This is a genomic window from Halomonas sp. DP3Y7-2 (assembly GCF_019800795.1).
GTDB lineage: Bacteria > Pseudomonadota > Gammaproteobacteria > Pseudomonadales > Halomonadaceae > Halomonas > Halomonas litopenaei_A.
Window position 1 is genome coordinate 1 of sequence record NZ_JAHVKJ010000005.1, and the last position, 20,677, is coordinate 20,677.

The window sequence follows — 20,677 nt, forward strand, 5'->3', positions numbered from 1 at the left end:
TGGTCAAAGCGGCTGCGCACCACGTCGGGTGCGCGTTCGGGCGCCTTGTCGGCGTCCTGTCCCGGCAGGTCTGTCATGGGACTTCCTCGACGGCTTGAGGATCGCGCCAGGGCACGATCTGGAAATGAGGGGGCGGTGCCGTGGCACCGCCGCAAGGGTGGGTGGAGGTGAGGTCCTGGCGTTGTGCCAGGGCTCGCCGTTTACAGCTGGCCGCGGGCGGTCAGGAAGGCGGTGACCGACTCGTAGATCTTCTGGGTCATCTCGTTCTTGCCTGACCACTCCTGCCATTCCTGTTCGGCAGCCTGACGGAACGCCTTACGCTCGCTATCCGGCAGGTCGAAGGGGTGCACCTCGGGGTCGGCCTGAAGACGTGCCAGAGTCTCGATGTCCTGGGCCTTGAGCCGTGCGATCAGGTCATAGGACATGGCGTCGAAGGCGGTTTCCAGGGTGGTCTTGAGATCGTCCGGCAGGCCGTCCCAGATGTCCTTGTTAAGTGACACTGCAATCATCGGCATGGAGTGGAAGCCGGGATACAGCGGGTAGGGGGCAAAGGCGTGCAGGCCCTGGGCGTCGTTGTTCGACAGCACGGTGGAGTCAGCCGCGTCGATGACGCCTTTCTCCAGGCCGGTGTAGACCTCGGAGCCCGGCAGGTTCACCGGGGTCGCGCCGACGCGCTCGAAAATGTTGTAGACCATGCCCTGGGGCGCGCGAATCTTGAGGCCCTGGAAATCCTCGAGGGTCTCGATCGGCACGGTGGAGGGAATCGACTCCAGGGTAAAGGTCGCCGCGCTGATCAGGTGGGCGCCATAGGGTTCGACCAGCTCGTTGTAGAGCTCTTCGCCCCCAGCGTTATGCATGAACTCGAGAAAGTCGTAGGAGTCGTTCCAGGCGCCTACCAGGTTACCGATCATGCCGAAAGCGGGGTTCTGGCCCGAGAAGTAGCTGGGATCGGTCATGTGGCCTTGAAGAATACCGGAGCTGACCGCTTGCAGGGTCTCGGTCGGGCCGACCACCGCGTTGATCGGCAGTACCTCGATGGCGACGCGTCCATCGGTCATGGTCTGAATGCGTTCTGCCCACTCCTGCTTGATCTTGAAGCTGGGCTCGCCGGCGGTCTCCGACGCCTGGAAGGTCCACTCGTATTCTGCCGCCTGAGCGGTGCTCGCGGCGCCGATGGCGAGGGTCGCGACGCCGACGGCGGCGGCCAGACGAGAAAGCGTGAGGGGTGCTGACATGGTCGATCTCCCTGATGAGAGCGTGATCGTTATTGGTGTGGCGGCAATTCTTGCTCGCTCTCTTTAAATGTTCAACATAGACTTTTGTATGTGTGTACTTTGCCGTCCCTGCTCCGTAAGGTGTCGTCTATCTCGACGCCGCCTTGGCTCGGCACAGCTTTCGTCTCGTCACCGCCCTTGTTGTTTCGACAGGCGCTTTGCAGACAGAGCCGTGGCCGTTGAAGCCGTCGTCGTGCGCGCTGAACCCGCCGGCAACAGGCGCCAGTGCCACCATCACCCTTATTGCTATCCGTGACTGACCCGAGGAACCGACCCATGGCCAACCGCGACCAGGATCTCCCTGCCGACTCTTGTACCGACGCCTCAGGCGACCAGGCGACCCGCTCGGACTCCTCCGACAGCAAGGTCTCGCTGCGTAGCCATCAATGGTTCGGTACCGCCGACAAGAACGGCTTCATGTATCGCAGCTGGATGAAGAACCAGGGGATTCCGGATCATGAGTTTGATGGCCGTCCGATCATCGGGATCTGCAATACCTTTTCCGAGCTGACACCGTGCAATGCGCATTTCCGCAAGCTGGCGGAACACGTCAAGAAGGGCGTGCTGGAAGCGGGCGGCTATCCGGTGGAGTTTCCGGTGTTCTCCAATGGCGAGTCGAACCTGCGCCCGACGGCCATGTTTACCCGTAACCTGGCGAGCATGGACGTGGAGGAAGCGATTCGCGGCAACCCCATCGACGGGGTGGTGCTGCTGACGGGCTGTGACAAGACCACGCCTGCGCTGCTGATGGGGGCGGCGAGCTGTGATATTCCCGCCATCGTGGTGACCGGTGGGCCCATGCTCAACGGCAAGCACAAGGGACGCGATATCGGTTCCGGGACCGTGGTCTGGCAGCTATCGGAAGAGGTCAAGGCCGGCAAGATCTCGATGCACGACTTCATGGCGGCGGAGGCGGGCATGTCCCGTTCGGCCGGTACCTGCAACACCATGGGCACGGCCTCCACCATGGCCTGCATGGCAGAATCTCTGGGCGTTTCGCTGCCTCACAATGCCGCTATCCCGGCGGTGGACTCGCGCCGCTACGTGCTGGCCCACCTGTCCGGCAACCGTATCGTCGATATGGTCAAGGAAGACCTCAAGCTGTCCAAGGTGTTGACCAAGGAGGCCTTCGAGAACGCCATCCGTACCAATGCGGCCATCGGCGGTTCCACCAATGCGGTGATCCACTTGAAGGCCATCGCCGGCCGCATGGGTGTCGAGCTTGCGCTGGATGACTGGAACCGGGTCGGTCGCGGCACCCCGACCATTGTCGATCTGCAGCCGTCGGGTCGTTTCTTGATGGAGGAGTTCTACTATGCGGGTGGCTTGCCCGCCGTGTTGCGCCGTCTGGGCGAGGCAGACCGCCTTCCCCACAAGTCGGCGCTGACGGTCAACGGCAGGACCCTGTGGGAGAACGTCCAGGATGCGCCTCTGTATAACGATCAGGTCATTCGCGCCCTCGACAACCCCCTGGTCGATGATGGCGGCATGTGCGTATTGCGCGGCAACCTGGCGCCCAAGGGTGCGGTGCTGAAGCCTTCCGCTGCCAGCCCCGAACTGATGCGCCACCGGGGACGCGCCGTGGTGTTCGAGAATTTCGATGACTACAAGGCACGCATCAACGACCCGGACCTGGAGGTGGACGCCAGCAGTGTTCTGGTCATGAAACACTGCGGTCCCAAGGGCTATCACGGCATGGCGGAAGTCGGCAACATGGGGCTACCCTCCAAGCTGTTGGCCCAGGGCGTTACTGATATGGTGCGAATCTCGGACGCACGCATGAGCGGCACCGCCTACGGTACCGTGGTGCTCCACGTGGCGCCGGAAGCCGCTGCCGGTGGTCCCCTGGCCGCCGTGGAAAACGGTGACTGGGTCGAGCTGGATGCCTACGAAGGCCGTCTGCACCTGGATGTCAGCGAGGAAGAGCTCAGCCGCCGGCTGGCGGCCAGCGATCCCACCGCGGCGTCGCGCGAGATCGCCTCAACCGGTGGTTATCGCCAGCTCTATATCGAGCACGTGCTGCAGGCCGATGAGGGCTGTGACTTTGACTTCTTGGTGGGCTGCCGTGGCGCCGAGGTGCCGCGTCACTCCCACTGAGGCAAGCACCAACAAGGGCCCACATTCATCTCTGGCCGGTGGTGCGCCACCGGCCTTGGCAGGAGCTGCTGTCATGTCCCATCGTCCACGTCTGACCCCCGACCAGCTGCGTTCGCGCTGGTGGTTCGACAACCCTGATCATCCGGGCACCACGGCGCTGTGCATCGAGCGCTACATGAACTATGGGGTCACCCTCGATGAGCTGACCTCGGGCAAGCCGATCATCGGGATCGCCCAGTCTGGCTCGGATCTTACCCCCTGCAATCGCCACCACATCGAGCTGGTCAAGCGCGTCAAGGATGGCATTCGTGCCGCCGGCGGGGTGCCGTTCGAATTCCCGCTGCACCCGATTCACGAGAACGTGCGCAGGCCCACCGCTGCCCTGGACCGCAACCTGGCCTATCTGGGCCTGGTGGAAGTGCTGCATGGCTACCCGCTGGACGGGGTGGTGCTGACCACTGGCTGCGACAAGACCACCCCGGCCTGCCTGATGGCCGCGGCCACCGTGAACATTCCCGCTATCGTGCTGTCTGGCGGCCCCATGCTCAACGGTTGGCGGGGCAACGAGCGGGTGGGGTCGGGCACCATCATCTGGGAGTTGAGAAAGCGTCTGGCCGCAGGTGACATCGACTACACCGAGTTCCTGGCTCGGGCCACCGATTCGGCGCCTTCCGTGGGGCACTGCAACACCATGGGCACCGCGTCCACCATGAACTCCATGGCCGAGGCACTGGGCATGAGCCTGCCGGGGTCGGCGATGATCCCAGGGCCCTACAAGGAACGCTCCATGGTGGCCTATCAGACCGGCGAGCGGGCAGTGGAGATGGTCTGGGAAGACCTGCGTCCGCTGGATATCCTGACTCGCCAGGCGTTCGAGAATGCCGTGGTGGTGTGCTCGGCGCTGGGTGGCTCATCGAATGCGCCGATTCACGTCAATGCCATCGCCCGCCATGCCGGTGTCGAGCTCGACAATGACGACTGGCAGCGTCTTGGTCACCAGGTGCCGCTGCTGGCCAACGTGATGCCGGCAGGGGCGTACCTGGGTGAGGAATTCCATCGCGCCGGCGGCGTGCCTGCGGTTCAGCGCGAGCTGCTGGATCGCGGCCTGCTGCACGGTGAGGCGCTGACCATCAACGGACAGAGCCTGTCCGACAATGTCAGCGACCAGCAGACGCTGGACGAGGAGGTCATCCGCCGCTTCGATAATCCGCTGGTCCAGCATGCGGGCTTCTTGAACCTGAAGGGCAATCTGTTTGAGTCGGCGCTGATGAAGACCAGCGTAATCTCGCCGGATTTCCGCCGTCGCTTTCTCGAGAATCCCGACGATCCCGAGGCCTTCGAGGGCCGGGTGGTGGTTTTCGATGGCTCGGAGGATTATCACGCGCGGATCGATGACCCAGCGCTCGAGATTGATGCCAACACCATCCTGATCATGCGCGGCGCCGGTCCAGTGGGGCATCCTGGCGGCGCCGAGGTGGTCAATATGCAGCCGCCCGAGGCCTTGATTCGCCAGGGTATCGATTCCCTGCCATGCCTGGGTGACGGGCGACAGTCAGGCACATCGGGCTCGCCATCGATCCTCAATGCCTCGCCGGAAGCGGCTACCGGCGGCCCACTGGCACTGGTCCAGACAGGGGATCGCCTGCGAGTGGACCTGGCACGCTGCGAGGTCCGGCTGATGGTGGATGAGCAGGAGCTGGCCGCACGACGCCAGCAGCTTGAGGCCAACGGTGGCTATCCCTATCCGCGTCACCAGACCCCCTGGCAGGAAATTCAGCGGACCCTGATCGAACCGCTGGACCGTGGCATGACCCTGCGCGGTGCCGATGCCTATCGAGATGTGGCGCGTCAGAGTCCGCCCAGGGACAATCATTGAGGGTGTGGTTGCCTGCGAGGGTGATAGCTGACTGGCGAGTCGCGCCTGCCATGGCGTATGCTGAGCGGCTTTTCACCCACGCGGAGGCATTGGCCTCCGCTGCAGGAGTCAGCCATGGGGCACTTCCGACTTGGCGTGGTAGGCGCCGGCAAGATCGTCAGGGATCAGCATGTGGCGGCGATTGCCGCCACGCCGGGACTTGAACTGGTCGCCAGCGCCGACCCTCACGCTCGGTTGGAGGGCATCCCTGGCTATGCTGACCTCGGCGCCATGCTGGAGGCAGATTCGGGCATCGACGCGGTGGCCATCTGCACCCCGGCCCATTTGCGCCATCGGTTGGCCCGCCAAGCGCTGGCGGCGGGCAAGGCGGTGCTGCTGGAGAAGCCGCCGGGAGCCACTCTGGCCGAAACCGGTCAGTTGAAGGCGGAGGCTGAAGCACGCGGCCAGGTGCTGTTTGCTGCCTGGCATTCCCGTTATGCGCCTGGCATCGCCAGGGCGCGGGAATGGCTAGCCGAGCAGCATATCGAGCGGGTGGACATCCGCTGGCACGAGGATGTCAGGGTCTGGCACCCGGGCCAGCCGTGGCTGTGGGAGGCCGGCGGCATGGGGGTGTTCGACCCTGGGATCAACGCGCTGTCGATACTCACCTGTCTAGTGTCGGACCCTTTGCTGCTGGTCCAGGGCGAGCTCGAGATACCGGCCAACGCCCAGACGCCCATCGCGGCGCGTCTGCACTGGCGGACCTTGACGGAAACAGCCGTCAGCGCCGACTTCGATTTTCGTCATGAAGATCCCCCTTGCTGGGAAATGACCTTCGCCACCACGGCGGGCCGTCTTGTGCTGTCCCGTGGTGGCGCTCGGCTGTCCCTCGATGGCGAGACCCTTGTCGATGCCCCTGAGCAGGAGTACCTGGGCGTCTACCGGCATTTTCACGAACTGCTGACAACCGGTGACAGTGACATGGACCTGGCGCCGCTGGAACAGGTGGCCGACGCCTTGATGTTGAGCCATCGCCGGGTTACCGAGCCGTTTGTCGAGTGACCTGCCTTGCCTGGCGCCGTTGCTGCTGTGTTATGCGCCGCGGCTGCTGTTTTATGCGGCGCAGTCATTTAGGCAGTGTTTCCTTAGGGCGGGCTAGGCTGAGACAGTGACGTCATAATGACGGGCCAACGCCTGGCACAGCACCTGGGCTGCCATGCCTCTGGAGGCGATGGAGCGGCTATCTTCCAGAACCTGGACCGTCACCGTCGAGGCCTGGGGCAATAAATGCTTCTGATGATCGGCGAAGAACCTGAGGGCGGGATCAAGCAGCCGCGGGCCCAGCGATACCAGCGAGCCACCAATGATGATGCGGCCTGGATTCAAGGTGTGGTGGAGGTTCAGCAGCAGCAGGCCGAGGGCCTTGCCTGCCTGGTCAAGGCAGTCCGTCACCGTTGCCTGGTCGGGATGCTGGTCGATGCCCTGGTGAAGCTCGGTATGGTCGTCGATGGCTAGCCGTTCGCGCAGCGCCCAACCCGACACCAGGGTCTCCGCGCAGCCGCGGTTGCCGCAGTGGCAGGCCTTGCCATCCGGTACCAACACGGTGTGTCCAATTTCCCCGGCCAGCCCGTGTACGCCGCGAATCACCCTGGGCGGAGAGCCGTCTTCCACTAGACCACTGCCGATGCCGGTGCCGGCGCTGACATAGAGCAGTGACGCAGGCGTTTCGTCAGTGGTCGATGGTCGTGCCAGATACAGCTCGCCGAAGGCGGCGGCCTTGGCTTCGTTGTCCATGGTCCAGATGCCGGCAAGGCCCGGCAGTCGTTGCTTCAACATGTCGAGCAGGGGCAGATCTCGCCAGCCCAGGTTGGGGGCAAGGCTGAGGCGGTGCTGTTGCGGCGAGGTGGGGCCGGGCACGGCCAGTCCGACGCCCAGCAGCTGGCGAGTGCCAAGGGCCTCGTCGATCAGCTCGCGAACCATCTCCGCCAGGGTGTCCAGAGTCGCATCGGGCTGCGACGGGGAAAAGCGCTGATGTCGTTGTGCCAGAATGGCGCCGGAGAGGTCGATGGCCAGCGCGTGAAGGCCGTGCACGCCGATTTCCAGCCCCAGCACCGCATGATGACCAGGATGCAGCGACAGCGCCTTTCCGGGTCTACCGCTGCCGCCGCGAATCGGCGCGCCTTCCCACAGCCATCCGTGTTCCAGCAATTCTTGCACTGCCGCTCCCACGGTGACTTTTGTCAGCTTCGAGCGTTGTGCCAGTTCGGCACGGGTCAGCCCCGGGGTTTGCCGCAAGAGCTCCAGCAGCGAGGCGCGATTGTGCTGTTTAAGAAACCCCAGGTCTCCTGCGGGGCGTGTCGTCATGGCGAGCATCCGGGTTGTTAACCGTCAGTTTTTGTTGGCGTCAGTGTATCAGTCGGCGCGGTGCTTGACTGGAGTTTCCGGCCCCGGGACAGCGCCCGGAATGAGATCCGTCGCCGCCGCGATACAGCAGTGTTTGCTGATAGGTTCGACATAAGTGCAATGGCGCTCCGGTGAGGATTCTACAAGACTCGGCTTTAAGTAAGTTCTATTAACTAATGGCTCGCACACGTCGCCTGAAGGCCCATGCACAATGTCGCTGCGTATTGTCGTCACGCCGGGCTTGGCAGGGTTGGGCCGGGTTGGGAAGGGCTGTGCAGAGCCGGTCAGAGCCGGTCAGAGAAGAGCGGAATGCTGCGTGCAAGAGCGCAGCAAAAGGGCGGATGACAGGGAGGCAGCATCGCCCTCCACTCTGACGAGCCGCACCAGAGGACCAACATGAGCAACACGCAGAGAGCAGACGGTATCGCCTATTACCCGGGACTTGCCGGCCAGCGAGTGGTCGTCAGCGGCGGAGGCACAGGCATCGGCGAAGGTCTGGTCACGGCATTCGCCGAGCAGGGCGCCGAGGTGCATTTTCTCGATATCCGCAAGGCCCCGTCCGAGGCCTTGGTTGAGCGTCTGGAAGAGCGTCTGGCCGCGCGGACCCCTGGGCGAGTGAGCTTTCATGCCTGTGACATCACCGATACCGAGGCGCTGAAGGGGGTCCTTGGCCAGATTGGCGACATCGATGTGCTGGTCAACAATGCGGCCAACGATGATCGCCATCGCCTGGCGGACATCACTCCGGACTACTTCGATGAGCGCATGGCGGTGAATCTTCGCCATCTGGTCTTCGCCAGCCAGGCGGTGGCGCCGGGAATGGCGCGACGTGGCGGAGGGTCGATCGTCAACCTGGGGTCCATCAGCTGGCACCTGGGCCAGCCTGGCCTAGCGCTATACGAGACCGCCAAGGCCGGGATCGAAGGCCTGACCAGGGCGCTGGCCAGCGAACTGGGCGCGGACGGTATTCGAGTGAACTGTGTCATTCCCGGAAACGTCAAGACCGAGCGGCAGTCCCGCTGGTACAGCGCTGAAGACGAGGCGCAGATCGTTGCCGAACAGGCGCTCAAGGTGCGTATCCAGCCGCACCATATAGCGGCCATGGTGGTGTTCTTGGCTTCTGACGCCGCGTCAGCATGTACCGCACACAACTATTGGGTCGACGCCGGCTGGCTGTAGCCAATGCAGCCAGCCGTAGAGACCCCAGCCATGCCAGCAGTATCGGGGCTCCATCACAACCTACAACAAGATGCGAGGAAGTACCCATGAACGACCCTTCCACCACCACGCCAGACCAGCTCGCTGAGCTCAAGCGACAACGCTATATCCTGGCGATTTGCAGTGTCGCCGCCATCGGCGGTTTCCTGTTTGGCTTTGACAGTGGTGTCATCAATGGCACCGTCGACGGCCTGCAGAGTGCCTTTGGCTCTGACAGTGTCGGTACCGGCTTTAACGTGGCCTCCATGCTGTTGGGGTGCGCCATCGGGGCCTTCTTTGCCGGTCGCCTGGCCGACCGTTTTGGTCGCAAGTCGCTGTTGATCGTGTCCGCGGTGTTCTTCCTGGTCAGCGCCTGGGGCTCCGGCGTGGCCACCGGCTCCCTCGAGTTCGTCGTCTATCGCGTGCTGGGCGGCATGGCTGTCGGTGCTGCCAGCGTGATGACCCCCGCCTATATCAGCGAGGTCGCACCGGCAGACCGGCGTGGGCGACTGGCGACCATTCAACAGGTGGCGATCATTTCCGGTCTGTTCATCGCCTTTCTCAGCAACTACCTGCTGGCCAACCTCGCCGGGGCTTCCACTGCCAGTCTGTGGCTGGGGTTCGATGCCTGGCGCTGGATGTTCTGGATCGAGATCCTGCCTGCCGCGGTGTTTCTGGTGGCACTGCTGGGGATCCCCGAGAGCCCGCGCTTCTTGATCAGTCGCGGTCGCGATGACAAGGCGATACGGGTGCTCGGGCTGTTGATGGGCGAGGATGAAGGGCGCGCCAAGGCGGAGGATATCCGGGCGTCGCTGGCGGCCGATCACAGCCCCAGTCTGCGGGACTTGATCAACTCGGCAACGGGACGAGTCCACGGCATCGTGTGGATTGGTATAGGGCTGGCGGTGTTTCAGCAGCTGGTCGGCATCAACGTGGTCTTCTATTACGGTGCGGTGCTGTGGCAGGCGGTGGGCTTCTCCGAAGGGGATGCTCTGTTGATCAATGTGATCAGCGGTGCGGTGTCCATCGGCGCTTGTCTGATCGCCATCGCGCTGATCGATCGAATTGGACGCAAGCCGCTTTTGTGGGCGGGATCGGTGGGCATGGCGTTGACCCTGTGTCTGGTGGCCTACGCCTTCTCGACGGCCACGATGGTGGATGGCCGTCTGTCACTGGCCGGGGATATGGGGATCGTCGCCTTGCTGGCCGCCAACGCCTATGTGCTGTTCTTCAATCTCTCCTGGGGGCCGGTCATGTGGGTCATGCTCGGCGAGATGTTCCCCAATCAGGTGCGTGGCTCTGGGCTGGCGGTGGCTGGACTGTTCCAGTGGCTGGCCAACTTCTCGATCAGCATGACCTTCCCGATCATGCTTGGCGGCATTGGCCTTGCCGGCGCCTATGGGGTCTACGCCTTCTTCGCCGCCTGTTCGGTGGTGTTCGTGATGAAGTGGGTCAAGGAAACCCGCGGACGGGAGCTCGAGCAGATGGCCTACGAATAGCCCGTATCGCCTCAGCGATCCCGCCTGATAGGCCCACTACCTCGGTAGTGGGCCTTCCTTTTGATGCCACTCCATGTCGCTCCCTTGTTTGCACCTGAACCGCTGTCATGGGCCTCAGGTCGTTGGCTTGTGTCCCTGTCATCTACCGTACCTCGTAACTCATGGGCACTCAGAAGAGGTAGTAAACGGTGCTTCGATGGCACCTTTTCATCTCAATGGAAGCGTGGGAAATGTTAGTCAGTTAGTGGATAGGTCGGTCAGCAGAATATCGATAAAGCAGAATGTTTTTATATGCAATTATTCGCAATATCTGTTTTGTCTAACACCTCTGGTGGTTAGAAATTGCGCAAAGGAGGGAGTGCGTTATTGCCTCTGCTGCTTACTTTTTCTGCGGCCAGTATTTTCAAGATAATGATGAGGAGGCTGTCTAGAAGATGATCAAGATGCTAGCCATTAAGAGGTAGAAACATGCAGCTCTCTTATTTTTTTGGTGAGGCATTTCATACTCACAGTATGTTGTTATTTCTCATGAGTTAGATGATGGTGCTTCACTATATCAGGTCAATGATGTGCCCCTACGCCTGCGAGTGAGTCGAGGGTCGACGCCTATAACAATCTTAAACTATCGCGTTGACGTCCCTCGTTATTTATCGAAATCCGATCTTGTCTATCGCTCAAGGTTTTATGCAACACAGTCAACGTCGTACAGAAGGGGTCCTGCACGGATCCTCGGTCGAGGCAATGGTCGATGGCGCTGCCAGCGCTTTTCTCAGCCATTCCTCCATCGTTATCACTTCTTATCACTTCGCGATGTGGTCCTTATCAGGCGTTGATCGCCGTTGCAAAGGCCGGCCAGTGGCGCAATGCCCTCTTCGACTGTTGCTAGTGACGCAGTGGTGGGGAGGCGAAGCGCGCGGTCGGGCGACAGAGGTGGGACGGGCTTTCCCTTTGCAGGAGGGGCGTCATGGGTGCCTTGGGAAGAATTGTCGAAGTCAACGGTGAGATCTGGGTCCGCGATGAGTCAGGACAGCCCCATCGTTTGACATCAGGGGAATGGGTGTCGACGTCGAGTGTGCTTTCGGCAAGTACTCCTTCGACCCTGGTGCTGGAAGATGCCCCCACGCTGAGGTGGGCGGTGGATCCGAGTGACAGACTGGAAGTGGCCAAGATGCTGGCCCTGTTGTCCAGTGTCGAGGCATTGGGCGACGCGGCCAACAGGGATGTGCAGGGCTCGCCAGACCACACTGGAATAGAGGATGAACCGCGGCCGCCAAGCGTCGATGTGCAAGCCGCGGAAAGCGTTGACGCTGTTGGCGACAGCGATGAATTTAGTGCTGGCGCTGCTAGTGGTCAGTTGGCGATGTCCGCAGGGGTGGCAGACGTGGTGATCGACAGCGATACCCTTGACGCGCTGTTGGCGAATCTTGAGTCCGAACCGCCGGCCAGCGGTCCAGGGCTCAGCGTGGGCGCAGGGAATGAGGGGCACCCCTTCGTGCGTCTTTTGCGCATCGTCGAGGCGGTGGACCCGCTAGCCTTTTCGTTCGATCAAGCGACGACTGATGATGACGAGACGATCCCCGATGGTGCGATAGATCTCGATGGCCCCCCGGTCGATCCGCTGCCCAGCGTCAGCGTGACCCTCCTGGGAGCGGGGCCTGAAGGCGTCTACTCGCAGAACGAGATTGGTGCGGACAATAGCGTGACCGCCAGGGTGGACCTGGGCGGGGACGCTGCGGTGGGTGATCGCCTGCTGGTGGTCGATGGCGTTGGCCGGGTGCTGCTGGATCGACTGCTGACCGCGGTTGACATTGCTGGAGGGCTGGAACTCGAAGTGCCCACCGGCGGCGTGGCTGACGTCAGTGTTCAAGCGACCCTGCTGGCGGCCGACGGTGACACCGCCAGTGACAGTGACGCCAGGCCTCTGGACCTCCAGGCACCCACGGTGACGGTGACCCTGCTGGGTGCCGGCGAGGACGGGATCTATAACCAGCGTGAGATCGGCAGCGACAATAGTGTGGTGGCGGTGGTCACGCTGGGTCCTGGAACCGAGGTGGGCGACAGACTCGAGGTCACCGATGCACAGGGTGAGCGGTTGCTTGAACGCACCGTCACGGCGCTGGACCTGATCAATGGTGTCGAGGTCACGGTGCCGGTCATCCCCGGTAGCGACAGCGTCAGCGTGACCGCCAGCGTGACAGATCCCTCCGGCAATCGTGGCCGCGACCAGGACAGCAAGGCGGTGGAGGCTCAAGTGCCTGGAGTCGAGATCGCGCTGACAGGTCACGGTGACGACGGGGCCTACAGCCAGGGTGAGATTGGGGGTGATGGTCAGGTCACGGCGACGATAGCGCTGAACGCCCAGACCGCCGTGGGCGATATCCTTAGCGTGGTCGATGGCGACGGCACGCTGCTGCTGAGGCGTCCTGTGACCGAGGTTGATCTGGCCGAAGGGATTGAGCTCGGCGTGCCCGTGCCCGCCGGCCAGACTGATGTCCTTGTCGCGGCGACGGTGGTGGATGCGGCAGGCAATACCGCCAGCGCCAGTGATACTGCGCCGGTGGTGCTGGGCATCACGCTCAGCGCCAGCGGACCGGTGATCGAGGGCGAGCCTATCACCGTGACCGCCACTATCGACAATGTCCTGGATCGTGACGTCGTGCTGACGCTGAATGATGGTTCGACCATCACCATTGTCGAAGGCCAGCAGCAGGGCAGCACCCAGGTGGCCAGTCGTGACGACGATGACGTGATTCAAGGCAGTAACGATCAGATCATTCGTCTGACCGCGGTGTCCCCCACGGGATTTGATCGGGTCGATACCAGCAGTAGCGCCAGTGCCCTGGTCACCGACGATAGCGATCCACGTCACTTGCTGCTCACGGCCAGCCCGCGGGTGGACGAAGGGGGAACCATTACCTACAGCCTGGAGTTGCGCGATGCCGAGGGCCAGCTGCGCGCCGCGACAACGGCGATCAACGTCACCCTGGCCAATGGCGAAGCGCTGACGCTGGCTCCGGGCCAGGCCACGGTCTCGCTGAGCGTGGCGGCGCCCGCGGACGATGTGTACGTGGACGCTGGTACGATCGTCAATCGCATCCTCGCGGCTGAACAGGACCAGGCTGGCAGCCCAGGCAGCCTCGAAACCCTGGTAGTCGATACCGCCAGCGTCACCACCCTGGTCGATGACACCCTGGATAGCACCCTGGTGTCACTGCGTCTGCCTGACCAGGTCGCCGAAGGCGGGGCCGTGGAAGTGACTCTCAGCGTCAACGACGCCCCCCGTGGCGGCCCCTTGCAGATCACCTTGAGTGATGGCACATCGGTGCTGATTGCCGAGAACACCACCAGCGCTACCGTCACCCTGCAGGCGCCAAACCACAGCGAAGCGCTGGGAGCGGGCGCCAGCACCGAGAGCAGTTCCGCTTGGACGGTGGGTATCGTCGCGCTCGAAGGTGGCGGCTATGAGCGGCTGGTGGCGGGGGTCGACCAGACCATCAGGGTGCTCAGCGATAGTCCTGGGCTGGTGATCAGTGATGACAACGGTCCCACCGTGTCGGGAGACAACAGCGTCAGTGAAGCAGGTCTCGACAGTGGATCCCTGGCAGATGGCAGCCATCGAATCGACGGCGTGATATCGCTGGGGTCGGGAGCGGTGGATAATCTGGCGAGGGTGATTTTCGGTAGCCAGGCCCAGAGCCAGGCCCAGACACAGATCCGGACCCCAGCGCAACTGAGCGCTGCCAGTGTCAGTGATCCCATCGTGATTGATATGAACCACGGGCGGCTATTCATCACCGGCTACGATACGTCTGCTGGCCAGCTCTCGTATCGCTACGAGCTAACGGCGGCCGTTGATCATTCCGCAGGAGAGGTGCTGGACTCCCTGGCGCTGACCGTGGTGGATGGGTCAGGAGACAGTCGCCAGGATGTGCTCGATATTCTGATCACCGACGATACCCCCTCCGCTGCCAGCGGCGCGCCACTGGTGACCGTCGAGGGCGAAGGGCTGAGGGCAGGTGACAACCTGCTTGGCAATGATGTCGAGGGTGCTGATCAAGCGCGAGTTGCCGGTATTCTCTACGTGGATCGTCAAGGCAACGACGCACGGGCTGATATCGCGGCGGGCAGCAGCGTAAGCGTCGACACACGCTACGGGCACCTGAGCGTCGATAGCGACGGATTCTGGAGCTACCAGCCGCTGGACAGCGCCGCTCATCCGCCACCTACCGCCGATGATAGCGGCGATATCCTCCACGATGATTTTCACTACCTCCTGGTGGATGGTGATGGAAGCCTTGCCACCGCTGCCTTGCAGATCATCGTGGTGAACGATACCCATCACAGCATTGGAGAACCGGTCGATGGCCGTCTCGAGGAGCGCCACCTGCCGTCTGGTACGGAGCCCGACAGTGCCAGGCAGGTGGTGTCGGAAAGCCTGGACATCAGTGTGGCCCAGGACAGCACCCAGGCGAGCTTCTCAGACGATACGCTAGCGGCACTGGAAGCGCTCAACCTGACCTCAAGTGGCCAAGCGTTGAGTTATAGCCTGTCGGACGCCAACCGCCAGGTGACAGCGCTGGCGGACGGCAAGGTGGTGTTTACCGTCACCTTGACGTCGCCACACAGCGCGCATCCCGAAGGACGCTACCTCTTTACGCTGAGACAGCCCCTGGATCACACCGCGGCGCAAGACACGCTGGCGATCGATCTTCCTTTCCAGGTGGTCGACAGCGACGGTGACAGGGAGGTGGATAGTGTCACTGTCAGCGTGGTCAATGACATCATCGCAAGCGACGTTGAACTGACGGTGGTCGAAGACGGCAGCCAGACGCTGTTCACCCAGGCCAACGCCACCGGAGGGATGCTGTCGATCAGTGCGGACCCGCAATTTGGTGCGGTCACGATCGATGCAGACGGCAAGATCACCTATACCCCGGATCGTCACTACAGTGGTGCAGACCGCTTCAGCTACACCTTTACAGAAGGTGGTCGGGTGACCGCGGTAGACGTCGACGTGACGGTAATACCGGTGGCGGATGCGCCCTCACTGGAGGCAGTCAGTGTGGTGACCGATGAGGATAGCGCGGTGGCCCTTGGCCTTACGCTACCGGTTCCGACGGATGATCGAGACCTCAATGGTTCCTTGGCCGGTGACCATCTGGAACGGCTGGGAGCGATCACCCTGACGGGGCTACCGCAAGGTGCCAGGCTGCTGGTTGACGGCGCCGATGACATCCTGGGAGTGGACGGGCGTGCGATATCGATCAAGATCCAGGGAGGCGCCCACCTGTCCACGCTGGCCGATGCGGATGTCGACGTGGTGCTGACCGATGCGCAGTTCGAGAGCTTGAAAGTGCTGCCAGCAGAGCACGATGGCGGGAATCTCTCGTTGACGCTGGCGGCCACCAGCTTCGAGGTCGATGATGCCGGCGCCCCCCTGGCGGGGATTGCCGGGGCGACGACCAGCGTCAAGGTTGATGTCGGGGTCAAGGCAGTGACGGATGGCGTGACGCTGACCTTTGATGACGGCACCGACCATCGTGAATTCACGATCGATGAAGATGGAAGCCTCGATCTAAGCGCACGCCTCAAGGCGGCCTTTGGCGATCTGGATGGCAGTGAAGTGCGCACGCTGCTGATTCAGGGGCTACCGCCAGGCAGCGTGGTGGTGGTCGATGACAGCCGCCGCATCACCGTCGGGGACGGTACTGGGGGCAATAGCGGAGAAGTGAGCATTGCGGCTCCGGGGCTGAGTAGCGCTATCGGCGGTTTTCCAAGTATCAGCGTGACGCCACCGCCGGACTTCAGTGGAGTCATCGAAGACGTCATCGTCACCCTGGTGGGACAGGACACTGACGCCGATGGCCCCGCCGGAGCGATTGCCCAACAGCAGGACAGCGTCAGCCTCGACCTGGTGGTATTGCCGGTGGTCGACACCCCGACGCTTGCCGCCAGCGGTATCGAGGATCAGGCCTTTGCCTTCCTCAGTGGTCTACGGCTGGGTGACAACGATGGCAGCGATGCTGGTGGCTCCATCACCAGCGAATCGATCACCTCGATACGACTCACCTCCGTGCCCGTTGGCTGGAAGATCTTCGATGCCCAGGGCCTGCTGGTACACACCGGCAACGGCGTCGACGGCTTCAGCCTGCCCGCGACGGACGTCGAGAGTGGTGACTTCCGTCAGTACAGCCTGCTTGGCCCTGCCCACGACAGCACGGATCCGACCATCGGGATCGAGGTCGGCATCCGCGATGTTGCCAGCATCCACGGCACCGACGTAGCGAGCTCATCGGTCACGCTGCTGGAGCTCAAGCCCGCCATAGCCCCCAAGGCTGAAGTGATCGCCTCGGCGGTGGGCGCACCTGGGCCAGGGGGAGCGGGCGACACCGACCAGGATGGGCTGCCCGATTTGACCATGACCGCCGGGCATGTGTACGGGCCGGACGATGCCGTCGCCGAGGATGGCTGGTTTGCCTTGACCAACGCGGATTTCGACCTGGCCCAGGGCTGGTCGAATCAGGACTCTGACGGGTCCGAGGAAACCTTCGCCCTGCTGACGCCGGAGCGGGTGGCGGGCCAACCGGGAGGACTGGAAGCGTCGAGCTTTCGCTATCTCGATGGGGTGGGCCAGTGGGTGGAGGTGAGCTTCGTTGGCCGTCCTGTGGAGGTTCCGGTCGCGTTTCTCTCGTCGCTGGAATTTCGCGCGCCGGAGAATCGCAAGGGCACCTTCCAGCTGAGGGTGCAGGCGAAAACGGTGGACCGCGATGCCGAGGGCAATCTGGATACCGCGGTCTCGGGGGAGGCGCTGTTGCAGGGCATCGTGGTGGACAACCCCCAGGCCGACCGTGTGTCACTGGGCTTCGAGCCTGTGGTGGCGACGGCGGAAGATGTTGCCGTGGCGCTGGATCTGTTCCCCCAGAGCGATGATCCCACCGAGACCTACCGGCTCTCCTTTTCTGGTGTGCCGCAGGGCGCGGTGCTGCACTACGATGGCCAGGTGGTCGCCAGGGGCAGCGATGGTCAGCATGTCATCGACGACTTCGACAGTCTGCGCCCGCTGACGTTGACGCCGCCTCCCGACAGCAACGAGAACTTCTCGATTCAGGTAACGCCCTCCAGCGTCGATACCTTTGGCGGCGGGGTCGACGAGTTTATCGGTGATCCGCAGACGATCCGGGTGGTGGTGGGGGGAGTGGCCGACAGGCCGAACATCGACACCCAGGTGGTCAGCCAGCCGGAACAACTGCTGGATGACGGGGCACAGTTGACGGTGCTGGCTGACCTGATTCAGGTCACCAGTGGCGACCGTGACGACTCCGAGTCCCTGGCCTACCGCATTACCGGGCTGAACGCTGACTTTGCGCTGGCCGGAGCGGTCGAGCTCACGGCGCCTGGAACGCTGGGAGAACAGCGGGTGTGGGTGGCCACCTCGTTGGCGGGTATCACCATCGACGGCCCCGCCAACTTCAGCGGTCGCGTCGAGTTGCAGGTGATGTCGGTGGTGACCGAGAACGACGGCAACGCGCGGGAGGTGGTCGAGGCCGTCGCGTTTGAGGTGACGCCGAGCCCCGAGGCGCTGCTGCAGACCACATCGCTGCTGGTGGAGGATGTGGCTGGGCTGCTGGATCTTGGGCTGCTGCCGCAGAACGATGACCTCAACGAAGTCATTTCGGCGGTATGGCTGAATGCGGCCGACCTGGCGGCGGCGCCGCTGACCGTGCTCGGTCTGGAGGGGCCAGACGTTATCGACGAAGGCGACTACATCAAGCTGATCAACGGCGCCTGGGACAGCGTGCGTGTGCTGGGAGACCCCAACCTGGGCGATGCGGGAGTCGACATCCGGGTGCGCTATCAGATCACCGACAGCCCCAATGACGGCTTCGAGGGTAACGTGGCAAACACCACCTCCGCACCGATCGACGCCATCCATCATATCGCCTTTCAGGCCATCACCGACCTTCCCACGATCAACGTGGTCGCGATAGCCAATACTGCAGGAAGCCAGGCCGATATCAGCGCGACCCAGGTCACGGCGGCGACCGGGGATAGCGTTCGGGTCACGCTGAGGGTGGGCCAATCCCCGGACGCCAATGCCGCTGGCCTGGCCGACGAGGATGGCAGCGAGTCATTGGTGGAGTTGCTGGTGGCGGGGGTGCCCGAAGGCGTGGTGGTGGAAGGCGCCGAGTTCGTCGGTGTGTTGCCGGGAGCCGGCACCGACAGCGGCGGGCATTGGAAGGTGCTGCTGCCATCCTCCCAGAGTTTCCAGGGCGCCGAGCTGACTCATGAACTGGTCTTCACGGTGCTTGAAGGCGGCCTGCACGACGATGACCAGGCTCAGCCGATCACCATCACGGCGGTGACCCAGGATGCCGGCATCGAGGTAGCGCTGCAGAGTGCCAGCACCGAATGGTCGCTGACGACCCTGGGTGCAGGGGGAGGGGGCATCGGCGGGGGCCAGGTCAGCATCGACTTGGAGGACCGGGGCGTGGCGCTGAGTGAAGATACGCCGGCGTCGCTCAGCGAGCTGGTCAGCGGCCAGGTCTTAGGTGCTGGCGCTGATAGCATGCTGACCCTTACTCTCTCGGGACTGCCCGAGGAGACCCTGGTGACGGGTATGCAACTAAGCAACATCGGCGGGCAACAGGTGTGGTTTGCCAGCGTGGCCAATAGCGGCCCGAATGCCCTGGATGAGCTGCTGGCATCGATCACGCTGACGGCGCCGCCGAACAGCAACGATAACAACGCCATGTTCAGCGTCGATGCCAGCCTGACCGTTCGCTCACCCTCCGGGCGGCTGAGTTCAGCAAGCCTGGCCCTGGTGCCGCCGGTGTCGCCGGTCACCGATGCCATCGAGACGGAGTTGGTGGCCGCTGTGGCCGAGGACGCCCAGAGCATCGAGTTCTCCCTTGCCGTGGCCACTCCTGACGATGCGCCCCACGGCGAGATCGATGGACGTCAGCTGTATCTCAGCCTGCAGGAGGATCAGGTCAGGGGTGCCAGCGGGCAGAGCACTCCCGGTGGCACGCTGTGGTACAACGGGCGCGAGCTGATTGCCCAGGACGATGGACGCTTTCGCCTTGATGAGGTGAGCCTGGAGGCTCCCCTGAAGATTGTCTATCAACCTGCCCGGGGCACCTGGGGACAGGTAGGACTGACGGTGGAGGGGGGCGTGCGGGAAACCGGTGCCGACAATGTGGTGGAGCTAAGCGCAAGCACCGTGGGCGAAGTGCCGCCGCCTCCCCCCGAGATCCGCATTACCGACCTGAGCGGGGAGGAGGATTCGCTGATTGCCCTTACGGGGCTGACGGTGACCTTGCTGGACCCGAACCAGAGTCTTGCCGCCGTGCTGGTCGAGAATGTGCCTGATGGCTGGGTGGTGGTGGCCGGGGATTCGGCGGCGTCGGCCCGTCCTGTCAGTGCCATTGGGCAGGGAGGCTGGTGGATCCTGGGCGAAGACGGCATCCTGCCCGGCTTTGTCGGCCTCATGCCGCCTGCTCACTGGAGTGGTGAACTGGTGGGGGTAGATGAGCTGTCGCTGACGGCGATCGCGAGTCTTGGTGAGGATACGTTCATCAGTCGTGAGTCCTTTACGACCTCGGTGCAGCCCGTGGCCGATCGGGTCAGTGCCGAGCCGCTGCTCAGTTTCGGCGACGAGGGCGAGCGTATTCCCCTGAATTTGAACGTTGCCGTGCTGGATCGGGATGGTTCCGAGACGGTCACGCTCACGCTAGAGGGGCTAGGGCCACATGCCTCGTTCTTCGCCGCCGACAGTCTGCTGTCCGCTGCCTACGACGCCGAGCTTGATCGCTATACCCTGGAGGGCCTGGGGGCCCGCCAGGTGAACGATCTGTCGCTGGTGCAGAAGGCGACCAACGGCAGTGTGATGCTGGATATCAGCCTGATGAGCGTGGATGGCAACGACGTCTCCCCGGTCTTTCAGATTCAGGCGCTACTGGATATTCGCAGCGTAGCGGCGACGACCGGAGACGATATCCTGCTTTACAGTGGCGTGAACATCGACGGGCTCGATGGCTTCGATGTGGTCAGGCTGCGTCTGGATGAGCCGCTGGATGTCTCCAGGCTGCAAAACGTCGAGGCAGTGGATCTGGGCGTCATCGGTCAGGACCACAGCCTAACCCTCAGCGCTCAGGATGTGCTCGACGTGGCCGGAGGCGAGGAGCTGTTCATCTTCGGTGATGCCCAGGATCGTGTCAGTCTGGTGGGCGAGCAGTGGTCGGCCACCGATGCAACGGTGGAGCGCGACGGCGTGGTATTCAACGTCTACGAAGGAGCGAATCACGCGGTGCTGAATATCCAGCAGGATGTCGATGTGGAGATCTGACGATCCC

8 protein-coding genes are annotated in these 20,677 nt (G+C 63.0%); 6 read left to right on the forward strand and 2 right to left on the reverse strand.

What is annotated here, in order from left to right; translation table 11 throughout:
* Positions 1 to 200: 200 nt before the first annotated feature.
* Entirely contained in the window at positions 201 to 1,235 is a 1,035-nt protein-coding gene (locus KUV45_RS05430) for a TRAP transporter substrate-binding protein (RefSeq protein ID WP_222163718.1), read from the reverse strand.
* 315 nt (positions 1,236 to 1,550) lie between these two features.
* Between KUV45_RS05430 and KUV45_RS05435 the strand changes: the two genes are divergently transcribed.
* The 3 genes from KUV45_RS05435 (at position 1,551) to KUV45_RS05445 (ending at position 6,288) form a co-directional block, all read left to right on the forward strand.
* Complete coding sequence (locus KUV45_RS05435; RefSeq protein WP_224852112.1) at positions 1,551 to 3,371, forward strand: IlvD/Edd family dehydratase; 1,821 nt, start codon at positions 1,551 to 1,553, stop codon at positions 3,369 to 3,371.
* Between the two features lie 73 nt (positions 3,372 to 3,444).
* Positions 3,445 to 5,247, forward strand: coding sequence for an IlvD/Edd family dehydratase (locus KUV45_RS05440; RefSeq protein WP_222163719.1), 1,803 nt, complete (start codon positions 3,445 to 3,447; stop codon positions 5,245 to 5,247).
* Between the two features lie 114 nt (positions 5,248 to 5,361).
* The gene (locus KUV45_RS05445; RefSeq protein ID WP_222163720.1) at positions 5,362 to 6,288 is read left to right on the forward strand and encodes a Gfo/Idh/MocA family protein; all 927 of its coding nucleotides are present in this window, start codon (positions 5,362 to 5,364) and stop codon (positions 6,286 to 6,288) included.
* A 93-nt stretch (positions 6,289 to 6,381) separates the two neighbouring features.
* On the opposite strand, the gene KUV45_RS05450 is transcribed toward KUV45_RS05445, so the two are convergent.
* A complete protein-coding gene (locus KUV45_RS05450; protein WP_224852111.1) occupies positions 6,382 to 7,590 on the reverse strand; it encodes an ROK family transcriptional regulator in 1,209 nt (402 codons plus the stop codon).
* Positions 7,591 to 8,025: 435 nt separating this feature from the next.
* Here KUV45_RS05450 and KUV45_RS05455 point away from each other — a divergent pair, with 435 nt between their 5' ends.
* The 3 genes from KUV45_RS05455 (at position 8,026) to KUV45_RS05465 (ending at position 20,670) form a co-directional block, all read left to right on the forward strand.
* The gene (locus tag KUV45_RS05455) at positions 8,026 to 8,808 is read left to right on the forward strand and encodes an SDR family NAD(P)-dependent oxidoreductase (protein WP_222163722.1); all 783 of its coding nucleotides are present in this window, start codon (positions 8,026 to 8,028) and stop codon (positions 8,806 to 8,808) included.
* A gap of 86 nt (positions 8,809 to 8,894) precedes the next feature.
* The gene (locus KUV45_RS05460; RefSeq protein WP_374107015.1) at positions 8,895 to 10,325 is read left to right on the forward strand and encodes a sugar porter family MFS transporter; all 1,431 of its coding nucleotides are present in this window, start codon (positions 8,895 to 8,897) and stop codon (positions 10,323 to 10,325) included.
* Positions 10,326 to 11,289: 964 nt separating this feature from the next.
* Positions 11,290 to 20,670 (forward strand): immunoglobulin-like domain-containing protein, encoded by a 9,381-nt coding sequence (locus tag KUV45_RS05465; protein WP_222163723.1) that lies wholly within the window; start codon positions 11,290 to 11,292, stop codon positions 20,668 to 20,670.
* The last annotated feature ends 7 nt before the right edge of the window (positions 20,671 to 20,677 follow it).